The organism is Bradyrhizobium sp. LMTR 3, assembly GCF_001693485.1.
Lineage (GTDB): Bacteria > Pseudomonadota > Alphaproteobacteria > Rhizobiales > Xanthobacteraceae > Bradyrhizobium.
Genome location: NZ_MAXC01000011.1, coordinates 74750 through 89145 on the forward strand (window position 1 = coordinate 74750; position 14396 = coordinate 89145).

17 protein-coding genes are annotated in these 14396 nt (G+C 64.1%); 12 read left to right on the plus strand and 5 right to left on the minus strand.

Features of this window, described 5'->3' with window-relative positions; genetic code table 11:
• Nucleotides 1-42 precede the first annotated feature (42 nt).
• Entirely contained in the window at nt 43-402 is a 360-nt protein-coding gene (locus LMTR3_RS09160; RefSeq protein WP_065744758.1) for a ComEA family DNA-binding protein, read from the plus strand.
• 131 nt (nt 403-533) lie between these two features.
• On the opposite strand, the gene LMTR3_RS09165 is transcribed toward LMTR3_RS09160, so the two are convergent.
• Both LMTR3_RS09165 and ftsY read right to left on the minus strand, forming a co-directional pair.
• On the minus strand, nt 534-1136 hold the full coding sequence (locus tag LMTR3_RS09165) for a septation protein A (protein ID WP_065744759.1): 603 nt from the start codon (nt 1134-1136) through the stop codon (nt 534-536).
• Entirely contained in the window at nt 1136-2080 is a 945-nt protein-coding gene (gene ftsY, locus LMTR3_RS09170) for a signal recognition particle-docking protein FtsY (protein ID WP_065744760.1), read from the minus strand. Before ftsY ends, LMTR3_RS09165 begins: the two co-directional genes overlap by 1 nt.
• Nucleotides 2081-2258: 178 nt before the next feature.
• Between ftsY and LMTR3_RS09175 the strand changes: the two genes are divergently transcribed.
• Nucleotides 2259-2894, plus strand: a complete 636-nt coding sequence (locus LMTR3_RS09175; protein ID WP_245319814.1) for an RluA family pseudouridine synthase — start codon at nt 2259-2261, stop codon at nt 2892-2894.
• 151 nt (nt 2895-3045) lie between these two features.
• Here LMTR3_RS09175 and mtaB read toward each other — a convergent pair whose 3' ends face one another.
• Together mtaB and dapF are read right to left on the minus strand one after the other, a co-directional pair.
• Entirely contained in the window at nt 3046-4311 is a 1266-nt protein-coding gene (gene mtaB / locus LMTR3_RS09180) for a tRNA (N(6)-L-threonylcarbamoyladenosine(37)-C(2))-methylthiotransferase MtaB (RefSeq protein WP_065744762.1), read from the minus strand.
• A gap of 5 nt (nt 4312-4316) precedes the next feature.
• The gene (gene dapF / locus LMTR3_RS09185) at nt 4317-5201 is read right to left on the minus strand and encodes a diaminopimelate epimerase (protein ID WP_065744763.1); all 885 of its coding nucleotides are present in this window, start codon (nt 5199-5201) and stop codon (nt 4317-4319) included.
• 189 nt (nt 5202-5390) lie between these two features.
• Between dapF and LMTR3_RS09190 the strand changes: the two genes are divergently transcribed.
• A complete protein-coding gene (locus LMTR3_RS09190; protein ID WP_065744764.1) occupies nt 5391-6101 on the plus strand; it encodes a GyrI-like domain-containing protein in 711 nt (236 codons plus the stop codon).
• A 5-nt stretch (nt 6102-6106) separates the two neighbouring features.
• Nucleotides 6107-6805, plus strand: a complete 699-nt coding sequence (locus LMTR3_RS09195) for an SIMPL domain-containing protein (RefSeq protein ID WP_065744765.1) — start codon at nt 6107-6109, stop codon at nt 6803-6805.
• A gap of 37 nt (nt 6806-6842) precedes the next feature.
• On the opposite strand, the gene LMTR3_RS09200 is transcribed toward LMTR3_RS09195, so the two are convergent.
• Complete coding sequence (locus LMTR3_RS09200; RefSeq protein WP_065744766.1) at nt 6843-7907, minus strand: MBL fold metallo-hydrolase; 1065 nt, start codon at nt 7905-7907, stop codon at nt 6843-6845.
• Nucleotides 7908-8407: 500 nt separating this feature from the next.
• Between LMTR3_RS09200 and ffh the strand changes: the two genes are divergently transcribed.
• The 8 genes from ffh to LMTR3_RS09235 all read left to right on the plus strand — a co-directional run bounded on the left by ffh (nt 8408) and on the right by LMTR3_RS09235 (nt 14383).
• Nucleotides 8408-9958 (plus strand): signal recognition particle protein, encoded by a 1551-nt coding sequence (ffh, locus tag LMTR3_RS09205; RefSeq protein ID WP_065744767.1) that lies wholly within the window; start codon nt 8408-8410, stop codon nt 9956-9958.
• Nucleotides 9959-10126: 168 nt separating this feature from the next.
• Complete coding sequence (rpsP, locus tag LMTR3_RS09210; RefSeq protein WP_028348470.1) at nt 10127-10459, plus strand: 30S ribosomal protein S16; 333 nt, start codon at nt 10127-10129, stop codon at nt 10457-10459.
• A 19-nt stretch (nt 10460-10478) separates the two neighbouring features.
• A complete protein-coding gene (rimM, locus tag LMTR3_RS09215) occupies nt 10479-11003 on the plus strand; it encodes a ribosome maturation factor RimM (protein WP_084029500.1) in 525 nt (174 codons plus the stop codon).
• A 10-nt stretch (nt 11004-11013) separates the two neighbouring features.
• Nucleotides 11014-11733, plus strand: a complete 720-nt coding sequence (gene trmD, locus LMTR3_RS09220; RefSeq protein WP_065744769.1) for a tRNA (guanosine(37)-N1)-methyltransferase TrmD — start codon at nt 11014-11016, stop codon at nt 11731-11733.
• Between the two features lie 108 nt (nt 11734-11841).
• Nucleotides 11842-12222 (plus strand): 50S ribosomal protein L19, encoded by a 381-nt coding sequence (gene rplS / locus LMTR3_RS09225; protein WP_028348467.1) that lies wholly within the window; start codon nt 11842-11844, stop codon nt 12220-12222.
• 232 nt (nt 12223-12454) lie between these two features.
• A complete protein-coding gene (locus LMTR3_RS39765; protein WP_256441681.1) occupies nt 12455-12589 on the plus strand; it encodes a hypothetical protein in 135 nt (44 codons plus the stop codon).
• A gap of 73 nt (nt 12590-12662) precedes the next feature.
• The gene (gene leuC / locus LMTR3_RS09230; protein ID WP_065744770.1) at nt 12663-14069 is read left to right on the plus strand and encodes a 3-isopropylmalate dehydratase large subunit; all 1407 of its coding nucleotides are present in this window, start codon (nt 12663-12665) and stop codon (nt 14067-14069) included.
• Nucleotides 14070-14170: 101 nt separating this feature from the next.
• Complete coding sequence (locus LMTR3_RS09235) at nt 14171-14383, plus strand: hypothetical protein (RefSeq protein WP_065744771.1); 213 nt, start codon at nt 14171-14173, stop codon at nt 14381-14383.
• Nucleotides 14384-14396 lie beyond the last annotated feature (13 nt).

Below are 14396 nucleotides of genomic sequence, written 5' to 3' on the forward strand. Positions count from 1 at the left end.
CTTTGATGCGTTACTTGAACCGTCCTTGGGAGGGACACCCATATGCGTCATTTCACGCTCGCTTCTCTTCTCGCCACCGCGCTCACGCTGGGCATGCTGACGGCAACGCCGTCGATGGCCCAGACCGCACAGCCCGCGCCCAAGTCCGACAGCAAGATGGCTCCCGCGCCAAAGGCCTCGGAGTCGAAGATGGCGCCGGCGCCGAAGGCCGAGCTGCTGGACATCAATTCCGCGACCGCCGAGCAGCTCGATGCGCTGCCGGGCGTCGGGAAGGCCTATTCGGAGAAGATCATCAAGGGCCGTCCGTACAAGGGCAAGGACGAGCTGGTGCAGAAGAGCATCGTCCCGCAGGCGACCTACGACAAGATCAAGGACAAGATCATCGCCAAGCAGAAGAGCTGATCTCGTGCCCCGGACGCAGCGCAGCGCGACAGCGGTGCGCTGCAGAGCCGGGGCCTACGCTCGAGCGGGGATATGGTTCCGGCTCTGCGGTGCATCGTAAAGAACGCTGCACCGCGCCCGGGACACGCTACCTAGCCCTTGCTTACATCCCCGGCTTCTGCCTCGCTGACCTCCAGGGAAGCCGGTTCCAGATGATAGCGCTTGATCAGCGGCATCTGTGTAATGGCAAACAACATCGTCAGCGGCACCATGCCGAAGACCTTGAAGGCAACCCAGAAGTCGGTGCTTTGCGTGCGCCAGATGATCTCGTTCAGCACCGCCATCGCGAAGAACCATAACGCCCAGCGCGCGGTCAGGATGCGCCAGCCGTGCGGGGTGAGATTGAACATCTGGTCGAACATGATCGCGATGAAGGAGCGGCCGAACAGCAAGCCGCCACCGAGAATGGCGGCGAACAGCGTGTAGACGATCGTCGGCTTCATCTTGATGAAGGTCTCGTCATGCAGGATCAGCGTCAGCGCGCCGAACACGACGACGACGACCGCAGTGACGATCGCCATCATGGGCACATGCCGCGTCACCATGTAAGACGCGATCATCGCAGCCACCACCGCCACCATGAATACGCCGGTGGCGACGAACAGGTTGGACTTGGCATTGGCGACGAAGAAGATGAGCAAGGGACCGAGTTCGGTCGCAAGCTTGAACAGCGGATGCGGTACTTTCTTGTCCATTACTCGATTCCTGCAATCGCGTTCGCAAAGTCCCGCGCCGTGAACGGCGCGAGATCGTCGACGCCTTCACCGACGCCGATGAAGTGCACCGGCAGTTTGAATTTCTCCGCGAGCGCCACCAGAATGCCGCCGCGCGCGGTGCCGTCCAGTTTCGTCATCACAAGCCCGGTGACGCCAGCGGTACGATGAAACGCCTCGACCTGCGACAGCGCATTTTGTCCCACCGTCGCATCGAGCACGAGCAGCACCGCATGCGGCGCCGACGCGTCGACCTTCTTGATGACGCGAACGACCTTTTCCAGCTCGTTCATCAGTTCGGCCTTGTTCTGCAGCCGCCCCGCCGTATCGACCAGCAGCACATCGAGCTTTTGTTCCTTCGCCGCGCTCAGTGCGTTGAACGCGAGGCTTGCCGAATCTGAACCCTGCGCGCCCGCAACGACCGGCGATTTGGTGCGCTCGCCCCACACCTTGAGCTGTTCGATCGCGGCGGCACGAAACGTATCGCCCGCCGCCAGCATCACCTTGCGGCCCTCGGTGCTCAGTTTCGCAGCAAGCTTGCCGATGGTCGTGGTCTTGCCGGAGCCGTTGACGCCGACCACAAGGATGACAAACGGCCTTTGCGCCGCGTCGATCTCCAGCGGCTTCGCCACCGGCGCCAGCACCTTCTCGACCTCGGTCGCGACGACCGTCTTTACTTCGTCGGCTGAAATCGCCTTGTCATAGCGGCCGGCGCCGACGGCATCCGCGATCCGCACCGCGACCGCGGTGCCGAGATCGGCGCGCAGCAGCACATCCTCGATATCGTCGAGCATGGCGCGGTCGAGCTTGCGCTTGGTGACGAGGTCGGCGACGGCCGTACCGAGCGAACTCGAAGTCCGCTTCAGGCCGCTCGAAAGCCGCCGCCACCAGCTCAGTTTGGGGGTTCCAGGAGTGGTATCGCTCATGTCGGGGACGTGTTAGCGGTTTCGCGCCATGAGCGGAAGTCACAACAAACCTATCGATGTTCCCGGGCCATCTCTTGATGTGCCCGGGCTGTCTTTTGAAGTGCCCAGGGGCTCCTTTGACGTCGCAGGCCTAACGGCGGAAGAAATCCAGGCCCGCGTGCTCCATCGCGACGGATTGATGCTCGTCATCGACAAGCCGGCCGGACTGCCGGTGCATCGCGGCCCCAAGGGCGGCGCCAATCTGGAAGCTTCCTTCGATGCCTTGCGATTCGGCCTGCCGCGCCCGCCGGTGTTGGCCCACCGGCTCGACAAGGACACCTCAGGCTGTCTCGTGTTGGGACGCCACCGCAAGGCCACCGCCTCGCTCGGCCTCTTGTTCAAGCACGGCAAGGTCGGAAAGACCTATTGGGCCGTGGTCGAAGGCGGCCCTGCCGAAGATAAAGGCACCATCGACATGCCGCTCGGACGGCTGAACGCCGAGCGCGGCTGGTGGCAGAAGCCGGATCCGGAGGGCCAGAAAGCCATCACCACCTGGAAAGTGCTCGGCCGCGGCGACGGCCTCACCTGGCTGGCGCTGGAACCGGTGACTGGCCGAACGCATCAACTGCGCGTGCACACCTCAGCGATGGGCTGGCCGATCGTCGGCGACAATATCTACGGTAACGGCCCAAGGTTCGGCGAGCCGATCCTGCACCTGCATTCCCGTGAGATCGTAGTTCCGATTTCGAAGAACAAGGAGCCGGTGCGGGTGGTGGCGCCGGCGCCGGAGCATATGCGCGAGCGGCTCAGGAAGTGCGGGTGGAACGGAGAGTAGCGGTTCGTAGCCAAGCACGCGCCCCAACTACCGCTGTCATCATCCGCGAAAGCGGATGATCCAGTATCCCAGAGAGGTCCGTGATGAACTGGGAAGCCGCGGCGCACTGGGTCGCCCGGTCAAGCCGGGCGATGACAACAGAATTGGCGGCTCACACCGATAGCCGCGCACCATCGTGGCCCTTGACCGTCAGCGCCAGCACCGCGCCCGGCTCTTCGCCTGATATCGCAACCGGCAGGAAATGCTCGGTACGGCCCTGCGTCGCGCTCTCGATCAGCACCTGACGCGTTGAACCGAATTCTGCCGCCAACCGCCTTTGCAGCGCCGCCTCGCCCGCCACCCGCAACCGCTTCGCCCGCGCCTTGATAACCTCACCCGCCACCTGCGGCATTCGTGCGGCCGGCGTGCCGGGCCGCTTCGAATACGGAAACACGTGCAGGAAGGTGAGATCGCATTCCTCGACCAGGTCCTGCGAGCGCGTGAACATTTCTTCCGTCTCGGTCGGAAAACCCGCGATGATATCGGCGCCGAGCGTAATGTCCGGGCGCAATCGCCGCACCTGCGCGCAGAAGTCGATTGCATCCTGCCGCGAATGCCGCCGCTTCATCCGCTTCAAAATGAGGTCGTCGCCGGATTGCAGCGACAGGTGCAGATGCGGCATCAGCCGCTCATCCGCGGCAATGACGTCAAGCAGATCGCGGTCGGCCTCGATGGAATCGATCGACGAAATCCGCAGGCGCTTCAACTCCAGCACGTGGCGCAGAATCTGTTTTGTCAGTTGCCCGAGCTTCGGCGTACCCGGCAGATCGGCGCCGTAGCTCGTCAGATCGACACCGGTCAGCACGATCTCGGCATGGCCGCGCTCGGCGAGCGCCCGCACCTGATCCACCACCGCCCCCATCGGCACCGAGCGCGAATTGCCGCGGCCATAGGGGATGATGCAGAAGGTGCAGCGATGGTCGCAGCCGTTCTGCACCTGCACAAAGACGCGCGGCAGGCCGGCCTTGAACCCGTCAAGCAGATGCGGCGCCATCTCCTTGACCGCCATGATGTCGGCGACCGCAATCTTTTCGCTTGTCCCGACGCCAAAGCCCAAATGGAACGCCGCGCGCGCATCGCGCCAGGCTTCGCCCCGCATCTTGTCGTCATTGCCGACGACGCGATCGACCTCGGCCATTTCGGCAAACATTTCTGCTTGGGTCTGCGCCGCGCAGCCGGTGACGACGATGCGCACATCCGGCCGTTCGCGCTTCAGCCGGCGGATCGATTGCCGCACCTGCGCCACCGCCTCATTGGTGACCGCGCAGCTATTGATGACGACGGTATCGGAGAGCCCGGCGCGCTCCGCCTCGCGGGCGATCACCTCGGATTCGAAGGCGTTGAGGCGGCAGCCGAACGTGAGGACGTCGACGCTCATGGCGCTCAGGCGACGTCGGCGAACAGCGCGGGATCGAAGCGGCCTTCATACTCGAAATCGGCCGTGCCGGTCATCAGCACGTGGTCGTCATGCTCGCGCCATTCGATCGCAAGCTTGCCGCCGGGCAGCGTGATCTCGACCGAGCGATTGGCGCGCTTCAGCCGGGCGGCGGCGACCGCGGTCGCGCAAGCGGCCGAGCCGCAGGCCTTGGTCAAGCCGACGCCACGCTCCCAGGTGCGGATCGTGATGTGATCGCGATCGACGACATGGGCGAGCGTGATGTTGGCGCGCTCGGGAAAGATCGGGTGATTTTCCAATAGCGGCCCGAAGCGCTCGAGATCATAGGCGTTGACGTCCTCGACCCAGAAGATCGCATGAGGATTGCCCATCGAGACCACCGACGGCGAATGCAGCACCGGCGCATCGATCGGCCCGACCTGCAGCTCGATATAGCGGGTGTCGCGAAACTCTTCGGCCAGCGGAATATCCTGCCAGCCGAACTTCGGCGTCCCCATGTCGACGGTGTAGAGATCGGGCGCCGGGCCCTGCCAGCAATTCAACAGCCCGGCGCGGGTCTCGAAGGTCACGGCGGTCTGGCCGGTCCTCTCGAACAGCCGGCGCACCACGCAACGCATGCCGTTACCGCAGGCGCCGGCCTCCGAGCCGTCATTGTTGTAGATGCGGATGAAGGCCTCGGTACCCGCGAGCCGCGGCGGCTGCAATACCATCAACTGGTCATAGGGCACGCCCGCGGGCGAAGCCGCGGCGCGGGCGTCTTCCGGCGTCACGGCGGCCTTCGAACCAGCCTTGGAATCGCGCAGGTCGACCACGACGATTTCGTTGCCGATGCCGTTCATTTTGGCAAATGCGTGGTTGGCCAGCGCGCTCATGGAATTTCCCAATTTATGCCTGCCTTATATGGCGAATGATGGCCAATTGCCTAGTGCGCTGGGGCAGCAGGCCTATGACGCATCTGTCATGGGACGAAAACGGACCTTGCGTGTTAGGAATAGCGCCCATCCTGGCGGGCGCGGACGGGACATGCCGCCGTCAGGTGGGGTGGATGGAGAATACCTGAAATGAACCGTATCAGCACTTTCCGTGCGGCCGTGGCCGCGCTCGCCATGGTTGCGCTTGGCGGGGTCGCACTGGCGCAATCGCCGGCGCCCTCAGCCCCTCCGGTCACAAGCCCGGCGGCGACGCCAAGCCCTGCACCATCGGCCGTGCCGGTTCCGCCGCCGGCCGAAACCAAGTCCCCGGCGGATGTCCCGACCGCTGAGAAACCCCCGACGCCCGTACCCCCGCCGCCGGCCGCAAGCGTCCAGAACGCCGACCCCTTCGGCGAGGAGTTCACGCTGGAGCCCAAGAAAGTCCTGGTGATGAAAGGCACCGCCAACTGGGATGCGGCGTTCGACACCCTGATCGATTCGTTCAAGGCGCTGACCGCGTTGCTCGACAAGCAGAGCATCAAGGCCACGGGCAATTCGATGATCGTCTACACCTCGACCGACGATACCGGTTTTACGTATCTGGCGCAGATTCCAGTCGATCAGGATGTCAAGAACCTGACCAAGGACATCAGCATGGGCAAGTCGCCCGAGGGCAAGGCGCTGAAGTTCGTCCATCGCGGCTCCTACGACAACATGGACAACACCTATGAGGCGATCACCAACCACCTGGACGACAAGAAGCTGGAAGCCAAAGACACCTTCATCGAGGAATACATCACCGATCCCCTGAAGACGGCAGAGGACAAGCTGGTGATCAACGTCTATGTGCCGCTGAGGTGATCGGGATGAAGCACCCGCTTGCCCTTGCCGTCGTTGCCGCGACGTGGCTCGCCGCGCCGGCATTGGCGCAGACGGTACCGCCGCCCGCGATCTCCGTGACCGGCGAGGCGAACGTATCGGTGGCGCCCGACCAGGCCCAGATCGACGGCGGCGTGACGTCGGAAGCCAAGACCGCGCGCGAGGCGTCGGACGCCAACAACGCGGCGATGGGCAAGGTGCTGCTGGCGCTGAAGGGCGCCGGCATCGAAGAGAAGGACTACCAGACTTCGCGGCTGTCGCTGCAGCCGCAATCTGCGCCAAATCGCGCCGGCCCCTCGCCCATCGTCGGCTATCGCGCCAGCAACCGCGTCACGGTCAAGATCCGCGACGTGGCCAAGGTTGCGAACGTGATCGACGTGCTGGTCGGCGCCGGCGCCAATGACATCGGCGGCATCCACTTCAGCGTGACGCAGGCCTCCAAATATCTCGACGAGGCCCGCGAGAAGGCGGTCGCGGACGCCCGCCGCAAGGCCGAGATTTACGCCAAGACCGCCGGCGTGACGCTCGGCGAACCCATCAGCATCACCGAGGAAGGCGCACCCACGCCGCTCTTCCGCGGCAAGATGGCAGCCCCGATGGCCGCCAGCGCACCGGTGGCGCAAGGCGAGGAGACGCTCTCGGTGACGGTGCTCGTGTCCTGGGCGATCAAGCCGAAGGAACAGTAGTTTCCGTCGTCCCTGCGGTTCGGAGGGACGACGGGGGTTAAATCTCGTAGACCTGCCCCGGCTTCAGCGCCGCGAACCGCTCCGGCGGGATCTTCGCTTCCTTCAGCGCGTCGGCCAATGCGTTGACCGGCGCGTCGATCGCCTCGTCGGTGAGCTGGAATGTGCCGTGATGATGCGCCAGCGCTTCCTTAGCGCCGCAATCGGCCAGCGCCTTCACCGCATCAGCCGGGTTCATGTGCTGATCCTTCATGAACCAGCGCGGTTCATAGGCACCGATCGGTAGTATCGCCAGCCGCAGCGGGCCGTGCTGCTCGGCCACGCGGCGGAAATGCGTCCCTTCGCCGTAACCGGAATCGCAGACGATGTAGAGTTTGCCGGCCGGCGTCTCCAGCACAAAACTCGCCCACAGCGCCTTGTTGCGGTCGAACAGGCCGCGCGCCGACCAGTGCCGCGTCGGCACCAGCGTCACCGCGATGCCGTTGCCGAGCTCGACGCGATCCTGCCAGTCGAACGCCTCGGCTTTGATCGATGCGTCCGCATCGCGCATGGTGACGTCGTTGCCGAGCGGCGTGATCACGCGCGGCGAAAACTTTTCGGCGAGTTTTGACAGCGTTGCGATATCGAGATGGTCGTAATGGCCGTGTGAGACCAGCACGACGTCGATCTTGGGCAGCGCGTCGAATGCAATGCCGGGATCGTTGTGCCGGTGCGGCCCGGCCCATGAAATCGGCGAGGCCCGCGGCGACCAAACGGGATCGACGAGAATATTGAGATCCCGCGTCTGGATCAGCCAGGAGACATGGCCGACAAAGGACAGCCGTACCTTGTCGCCGGACACCCGCGCCGGCGGCGTATCGCTATGGGCATTCGGCACCCAATCCGGCCAGCTCGCGCGCTTGCGGTCGGTGCCGAACTGCCAGCGCAACACCTCAGCTAATGATTTTGGCGGCACGCCGTCGGGATCGAAGAAGCGCATGCCATCGAAATGATCGGAGACGGGGCCCTCATGGGTTTTCATATTGCTGATCCAGACAGACGGCACGCCGATGGCCGTGGCGGCACCGGCGAGCACTGCAAAGACGCGGCGGCGGGTAATGGGCATCACGACAGGCAGGAGAGAACAGAAGACATGGGGCGTTATATGGCGTGCGCGGGTTCAACTTGGAACATGCGACGAAAGGAAGCCTGATCGCCGACCCCTTCATCTTAGAAAATACAACCATGTCAAAGCCTTACGCCTCAATCGCAGGGCATTATGCCCTAGTTTCTCCTTGACTTTCACCCCATCCAGGGGTTTAACCCGCCCACTTTCTCGGAAAGACGTTCTTTTCGACCCGCCGCCCGGCCCATGAGACCGGAGGCCAACGCCCGACAGCGCGATGCGCCCTCGGGCGCGAAAGTGTTTGGAATATCGTTTTGGCGTTTGGCGCCGGGACATATCTAGGTCGTCATACCCCGCGAAGGCGGGGTATCCAGTACGCCGCAGCTTCTCGGTTCGAAACGAGTTGCTCTGGAATACTGGATCACCCGCTTTCGCGGGTGATGACAGCACTGAATGAATTGACGTGGCGCCCTGCAACCGCAGGACAAAGGACAACGGCATTGTTCGACAATCTGTCGGAAAAGCTTGGTGGGATACTCGATCGGCTGACGGGCCGCGGCTCGCTGTCGGAGGCCGACGTCGACGCCGCGATGCGCGAGGTGCGTCGCGCGCTGCTGGAAGCCGACGTTGCGCTCGAGGTGGTCCGAAGCTTCACCGAGCGCGTCCGCGAGCAGGCGGTCGGTGCCACCGTCGTCAAGTCGGTCACGCCCGGCCAGATGGTCGTCAAGATCGTCCATGACGAACTGGTCGCCACCCTTGGCGCGGACGGCCAGACCATCGATCTCAACGCGGTGCCGCCGGTCGCGATCATGATGGTCGGCCTGCAGGGCTCCGGCAAGACCACCACCACCGCAAAACTCGCCCGCCGCATGACCCAGCGCGACAAGCGCAAGGTGCTGATGGCCTCGCTCGACATCTACCGCCCGGCGGCGATGGAGCAGCTGGCCGTGCTGGGGCGCGACCTCGACATTCCGACGCTGCCGATCGTGACGGGGCAAAGGCCGGCGCAAATTGCCAAACGCGCACTCGAAGCCGGCAAGCTCGGCGGCTATGACGTGGTGCTGCTCGACACCGCCGGCCGCACCACGCTCGACGAAGAGATGATGAGCGAGGCGGCCGAGATCAAAGCCACGGCCACTCCGCACGAAGTGCTGCTGGTCGCGGACTCCCTGACCGGCCAGGACGCGGTCAACCTCGCGCGCGCCTTCGATCAGCGCGTCGGCCTCACCGGCATCGTGCTGACGCGCGTTGACGGCGACGGCCGCGGCGGCGCCGCGCTGTCGATGCGGGCGGTCACGGGAAAACCGATCAAGCTGATCGGCACCGGCGAAAAGACCGACGCGCTGGAAGACTTTCACCCCAGCCGCATCGCTGGGCGCATCCTCGGCATGGGCGACGTGGTGTCGCTGGTCGAACGCGCGGCGGCGAATATCGACGCCGAAAAGGCCGCGCGCACCGCCGAGCGGATGCGCAAGGGCCAGTTCGACCTCAACGACATGCGCGAGCAGTTGCTGCAGATGGCGAATATGGGCGGCATCAGCGGCTTGATGGGCATGATGCCGGGCGTCGCCAAGATGAAGAACCAGATTGCGGCAGCCGGCATCGACGACAAGATTTTGAAGCGCCAGGTGGCGATCATCGATTCGATGACGCGGGCTGAGCGCAAGAACCCCGACATTTTGAAAGCGAGCCGCAAGAAGCGCATCGCCGCCGGCGCCGGCCAGAACGTCGAGCAGGTCAACAAGCTCTTAAAGATGCACCGGAACATGGCCGACATGATGAAGGCGATGGGTTCGGGCAAGCGCGGCCCGCTCGCCGGCATCGCGCAGGCGATGGGTTTTGGCGGCGGCATGAAGCCGCCCTCGCCGGAGGAGATGAAGGCGCTGGCGGACAAGATGCAGGGCGGTGCCGGTCCGGGCGGCCTGCCGAATTTGCCGAAGGATCTTCCCACCGGCCTGCGCCAGGGATTGCCGAATCTGCCGGGACTTACCGGGCTGAGCGGCAAGCCGACGCTTCCGGGCCTCGGCGGCTTTCCGGGGAAGAAGAAATGAAAAAGCTCGCTCCCTCTCTCGATTCGTCATTCCGGGATGCGCCGAAAGGCGCAGGCCCGGAATCCATACTCACGATCGTGGCTATGGATTCCGGGCTCGTCGCTTCGCGTCGCCCCGGAATGACGCATTAGTTGAACGCATGCATTAACCCATACTCAGGAGAACTAAATGTCAGTCGTTATCCGCCTCGCTCGCGCAGGCACCAAGAAGCGCCCGGTCTATCACGTCGTCGTCGCCGACTCGCGCTTTCCCCGCGACGGCCGCTTCATCGAGCGTCTCGGCTATTTCAATCCGCTGCTGCCGAAGGACAATGAATCGCGGCTGAAGCTCGACATGGACAAGGTGAAGTCCTGGCTCGCCAAGGGCGCGCAGCCGTCGGATCGCGTGACGCGCTTCCTGGATGCGGCCGGTGTCGTCAAGCGCGCCGCCCGCAACAACCCGGAAAAGGCCGTGCCGCGCAAGGAGCGCAAGGCCCGCGCTGAAGCCGCCGCGAAGGCGTAAGGCTTAGCGGCGCGCGACGGTGAGAACACCGATTTGCGTCGCCCGTATCGGCGCCGCGCATGGCGTGCGCGGCGCGGTGAAACTGTGGACGTTCACCGAGGATCCGCTGGCCGTAAAGCAATACGGCCCGCTGATGACCAAAGACGGCGCACGCCAGTTCGAGGTGACGCATGTCCGTGAGGCCAAAGATCATCTGGTGGCGACGCTGAAGGGCATCGCCACCCGCGAGGACGCCGAGCGCCTCAATGGCCTCGAGCTCTATGTCGCCCGCGACAAATTGCCTGAGACCGACGAGGGTGAGTATTACCACGCCGACCTGATCGGACTTGCCGCCGTCAACGCCGCGGGCGAGCCGCTCGGCCGCGTCATCGCGATTCACAATTTCGGGGCCGGCGACATTATAGAGATCGCGCCTCCGCAAGGCGCCACTATGCTGCTGCCGTTCACCAATGCAGTCGTGCCGATAGTCGATCTGGCCAATGGCCGCGTGGTGATCGAACTGCCGCAGGAAATCGAAGGCGACGACGCCCCGACGCTTACGTGATGGGTTTTGCATGACCTGGCGCGCTACGGTTCTCACCCTCTTCCCCGAGATGTTTCCCGGTCCGCTCGGCGTCAGCCTGGCCGGCAGGGCGCTGGCCTCCGGCCTATGGGCGCTGGAAGCGCGCGATATCAGGGATTCTGCGACCGACAAACATCGCAGCGTCGACGATACCCCGGCCGGCGGCGGCCCCGGCATGGTGCTACGCGCCGACGTGCTGGCTGCTGCGATCGATGCCGCGGCTATCGATCAAAATCGGCCGCGCCTCCTGATGAGTCCGCGGGGTCGGCCATTGACCCAGTCCATGGTTGCCGAACTTGCTGCGGGGGCCGGGCCCCTGATCGTCTGCGGGCGGTTCGAGGGGGTCGATCAGCGGGTCATCGAGGCACGGAACCTGGAAGAGGTCTCGGTCGGAGACTACGTGCTGTCAGGAGGCGAAATCGCCGCGATGGCCCTGATCGATGCCTGCGTTCGGCTTTTGCCGGGGGTGATGGGCAAGCAGACCTCGGGCGTAGACGAAAGCTTCTCCGAGGGACTACTGGAATACCCCCAATTTACGCGGCCGCAGGAGTTCGAGGGCCGCGGCATCCCCGAAATCCTGATCTCCGGCGATCATGCCAAGGTGGCGGCCTGGCGAAGGGCCGAGGCCGAGGCCCTGACGCGGACGCGGCGGCCGGATTTATGGGCGGCGAGGGGCGGCCTAAAAGGCACAAAAAGCACGACAGACGGGTGACAAGCGCGGCCCGATGCCTTATACGAGCGCCAAATCCGCACACGCGCAGGATAGATGGACGTTTGCGCAGCCCCCGAAAGGCTGGGCGCGCCGCCGATGGAGATTTCAATGAACCTCATTCAACAGCTCGAAAAAGAGCAATTCGAAAAACTGTCGGCGACCAAGTCGATCCCCGAATTCGGCCCCGGCGATACTGTGATCGTCAACGTCAAGGTGGTCGAAGGCGAGCGCACCCGCGTGCAGGCCTATGAAGGCGTCTGCATCGGCCGTTCCGGCGGCGGGCTCAACGAGAGCTTCACGGTCCGCAAGATTTCCTACGGCGAAGGCGTGGAGCGCGTGTTCCCGGTGATGTCGCCGATGATCGACTCGATCAAGGTGGTGCGCCGCGGCAAGGTGCGCCGCGCCAAGCTGTATTACCTGCGCAGCCTGCGCGGCAAGTCGGCCCGCATCGTCGAGAAGCAGGACCGCGCCGCCGCTGTTGGCGAGTAACTTTTCCCGAACGGGATGCGACAAAAGCGCGGGGTCTTGCCCCGCGCTTTTTTGTTGCGGAGTGCCTATCTGATAGCTCGACTCGTCATGCCCGGGCTTGACCCGGGCATCCATCGGAACAACAGGCCTCTTGCACAAGAATGATGGATTGCCGGGTCAAGCCCGGCAATGACAGACCGGCCCAGCCATCGATCGATTGTCGCGACGGCAGGCCCTGTGTTAGAAAATCAGAATGGTTCTAGATCGCACCAGCGCCGCCTTCGGCACCGCTCAGCTTGTCGTCATCGACGACCGCTCGCGGCTGCCTGGCCGCTTCTTCGGGCGGTTCACGACGTCGGCCACGTCCGAGCTTACGCGCGCAGCTTGACGCTGGGACGCCCGTTGCTTGCGCCTTTTCGCGCTTAACCGCTCACACAGAATTTCCTTTGGAGCTTACGCTCATGTCCAAACCGACCACGCTGTACGACAAGATCTGGAATGACCATCTGGTGCACGAAGCCGAAGACGGCACCTGTCTGCTCTATATCGACCGCCATCTGGTGCATGAAGTGACTTCGCCGCAGGCGTTCGAAGGCCTGCGCGCGACGGGACGCAAGGTTCACGCGCCGGAGAAGACGCTCGCCGTCGTCGACCACAACGTGCCGACGACCGATCGGACAAAGCCCAATCCCGACCCTGAGAGCGCCGAGCAGATCAAGGCGCTGGCGGAGAACGCCAAGGAATTCGGCATCGAATATTACAACGAGTTCGACAAGCGCCAGGGCATCGTGCACGTGATCGGCCCCGAGCAGGGCTTTACCCTGCCCGGCACCACCATCGTCTGCGGTGACAGCCACACCTCCACTCATGGCGCGTTCGGCGCGCTGGCGCACGGCATCGGCACCTCGGAGGTCGAGCACGTGCTGGCGACGCAGACGCTGATCCAGAAGAAGGCGAAGAACATGCGCGCGGTGGTCGACGGCAAGTTGCCCGACGGCGTCACCGGCAAGGACATCATCCTCGCGATCATCGGCGAGATCGGCACCGCGGGCGGCACCGGCTACGTGCTGGAATATGCCGGCGATGCGATCCGTGCGCTGACGATGGAAGGCCGCATGACCGTCTGCAACATGTCGATCGAAGGCGGCGCCCGCGCCGGCCTGGTCGCGCCGGATGAAAAGGCGTTCGAATTCCTGAAAGACCGCCCGAAGTCGCCGAAGGGCGCCGATTGGGACGCCGCGATGCGCTATTGGGAAAAGCTGCGTTCCGACGAGGGCGCACATTTCGATCACGAGATCCGGCTGGATGCGGCAAAGCTGCCGCCGATCGTGACCTGGGGTACCTCGCCCGAGGACGTGGTGTCGATCTCGGGCTTCGTGCCCGACCCCGACAAGATCGAGGACGAGGCCAAGCGACTCTCAAAGCATCGTGCGCTGAAGTATATGGGGCTGACGGCGGGAACGAAGATCACCGACATCAAGCTCGATCGCGTCTTCATCGGCTCCTGCACCAACGGCCGCATCGAGGACCTGCGCGCAGCCGCAAAGATCGCCGAGGGCAAGACCGTCAACGCCAGCGTCAATGCGATGATCGTGCCGGGCTCAGGCATCGTGAAGGAGCAGGCGGAAGCCGAAGGCCTCGACAAGATTTTCATCAAGGCCGGCTTCGAGTGGCGCGAGCCGGGCTGCTCGATGTGCCTTGCGATGAACCCGGACAAGCTGAGGCCGGAAGAGCGCTGCGCCTCGACCTCGAACCGCAATTTCGAGGGCCGCCAGGGCTTCAAGGGCCGCACCCACCTGGTGTCGCCGGCGATGGCCGCGGCGGCGGCGATCGCGGGACATTTCGTCGACGTCCGGGAATGGCGTTAATGCTTCCTTTGTCTAGATAGCGAGACGTTCCGGAAACGGCCCGTTAACAGGCAAAGCGCACACTGGTCCCTTGCGAAGCGCTTTCGCGAGGGACTTTTGCCGTGACCGACAAGCCTGAATTTGTCGATATGATCAGCGAGGCGACGCGGCAGGTGCGGCGGCGCACGATGCCGCGCATCGTCGACCTGCAGCCCATCGCCACCAAGGAAGCCTCGCGCCTCAGCCACTGGCCGCCGGAGCACTGGCAGCAATGGCGGATGGAGACGCTGACGCCATGGAAGCTCAAGCCGTGGCGGGGCAAGGATTGGGATTGAGCCAGTAGCGTTA

Coding starts and splice junctions, on each gene's coding strand:
- LMTR3_RS09160 (WP_065744758.1), top strand. CDS start 43: ATGCGTCATTTCACGCTCGCTTCTCTTCTCGCCACCGCGCTCACGCTG.
- LMTR3_RS09165 (WP_065744759.1), bottom strand. CDS start 1,136: ATGGACAAGAAAGTACCGCATCCGCTGTTCAAGCTTGCGACCGAACTC.
- ftsY (WP_065744760.1), bottom strand. CDS start 2,080: ATGAGCGATACCACTCCTGGAACCCCCAAACTGAGCTGGTGGCGGCGG.
- LMTR3_RS09175 (WP_245319814.1), top strand. CDS start 2,259: ATGCTCGTCATCGACAAGCCGGCCGGACTGCCGGTGCATCGCGGCCCC.
- mtaB (WP_065744762.1), bottom strand. CDS start 4,311: ATGAGCGTCGACGTCCTCACGTTCGGCTGCCGCCTCAACGCCTTCGAA.
- dapF (WP_065744763.1), bottom strand. CDS start 5,201: ATGAGCGCGCTGGCCAACCACGCATTTGCCAAAATGAACGGCATCGGC.
- LMTR3_RS09190 (WP_065744764.1), top strand. CDS start 5,391: ATGAACCGTATCAGCACTTTCCGTGCGGCCGTGGCCGCGCTCGCCATG.
- LMTR3_RS09195 (WP_065744765.1), top strand. CDS start 6,107: ATGAAGCACCCGCTTGCCCTTGCCGTCGTTGCCGCGACGTGGCTCGCC.
- LMTR3_RS09200 (WP_065744766.1), bottom strand. CDS start 7,907: ATGCCCATTACCCGCCGCCGCGTCTTTGCAGTGCTCGCCGGTGCCGCC.
- rpsP (WP_028348470.1), top strand. CDS start 10,127: ATGTCAGTCGTTATCCGCCTCGCTCGCGCAGGCACCAAGAAGCGCCCG.
- trmD (WP_065744769.1), top strand. CDS start 11,014: ATGACCTGGCGCGCTACGGTTCTCACCCTCTTCCCCGAGATGTTTCCC.
- rplS (WP_028348467.1), top strand. CDS start 11,842: ATGAACCTCATTCAACAGCTCGAAAAAGAGCAATTCGAAAAACTGTCG.
- LMTR3_RS39765 (WP_256441681.1), top strand. CDS start 12,455: ATGGTTCTAGATCGCACCAGCGCCGCCTTCGGCACCGCTCAGCTTGTC.
- leuC (WP_065744770.1), top strand. CDS start 12,663: ATGTCCAAACCGACCACGCTGTACGACAAGATCTGGAATGACCATCTG.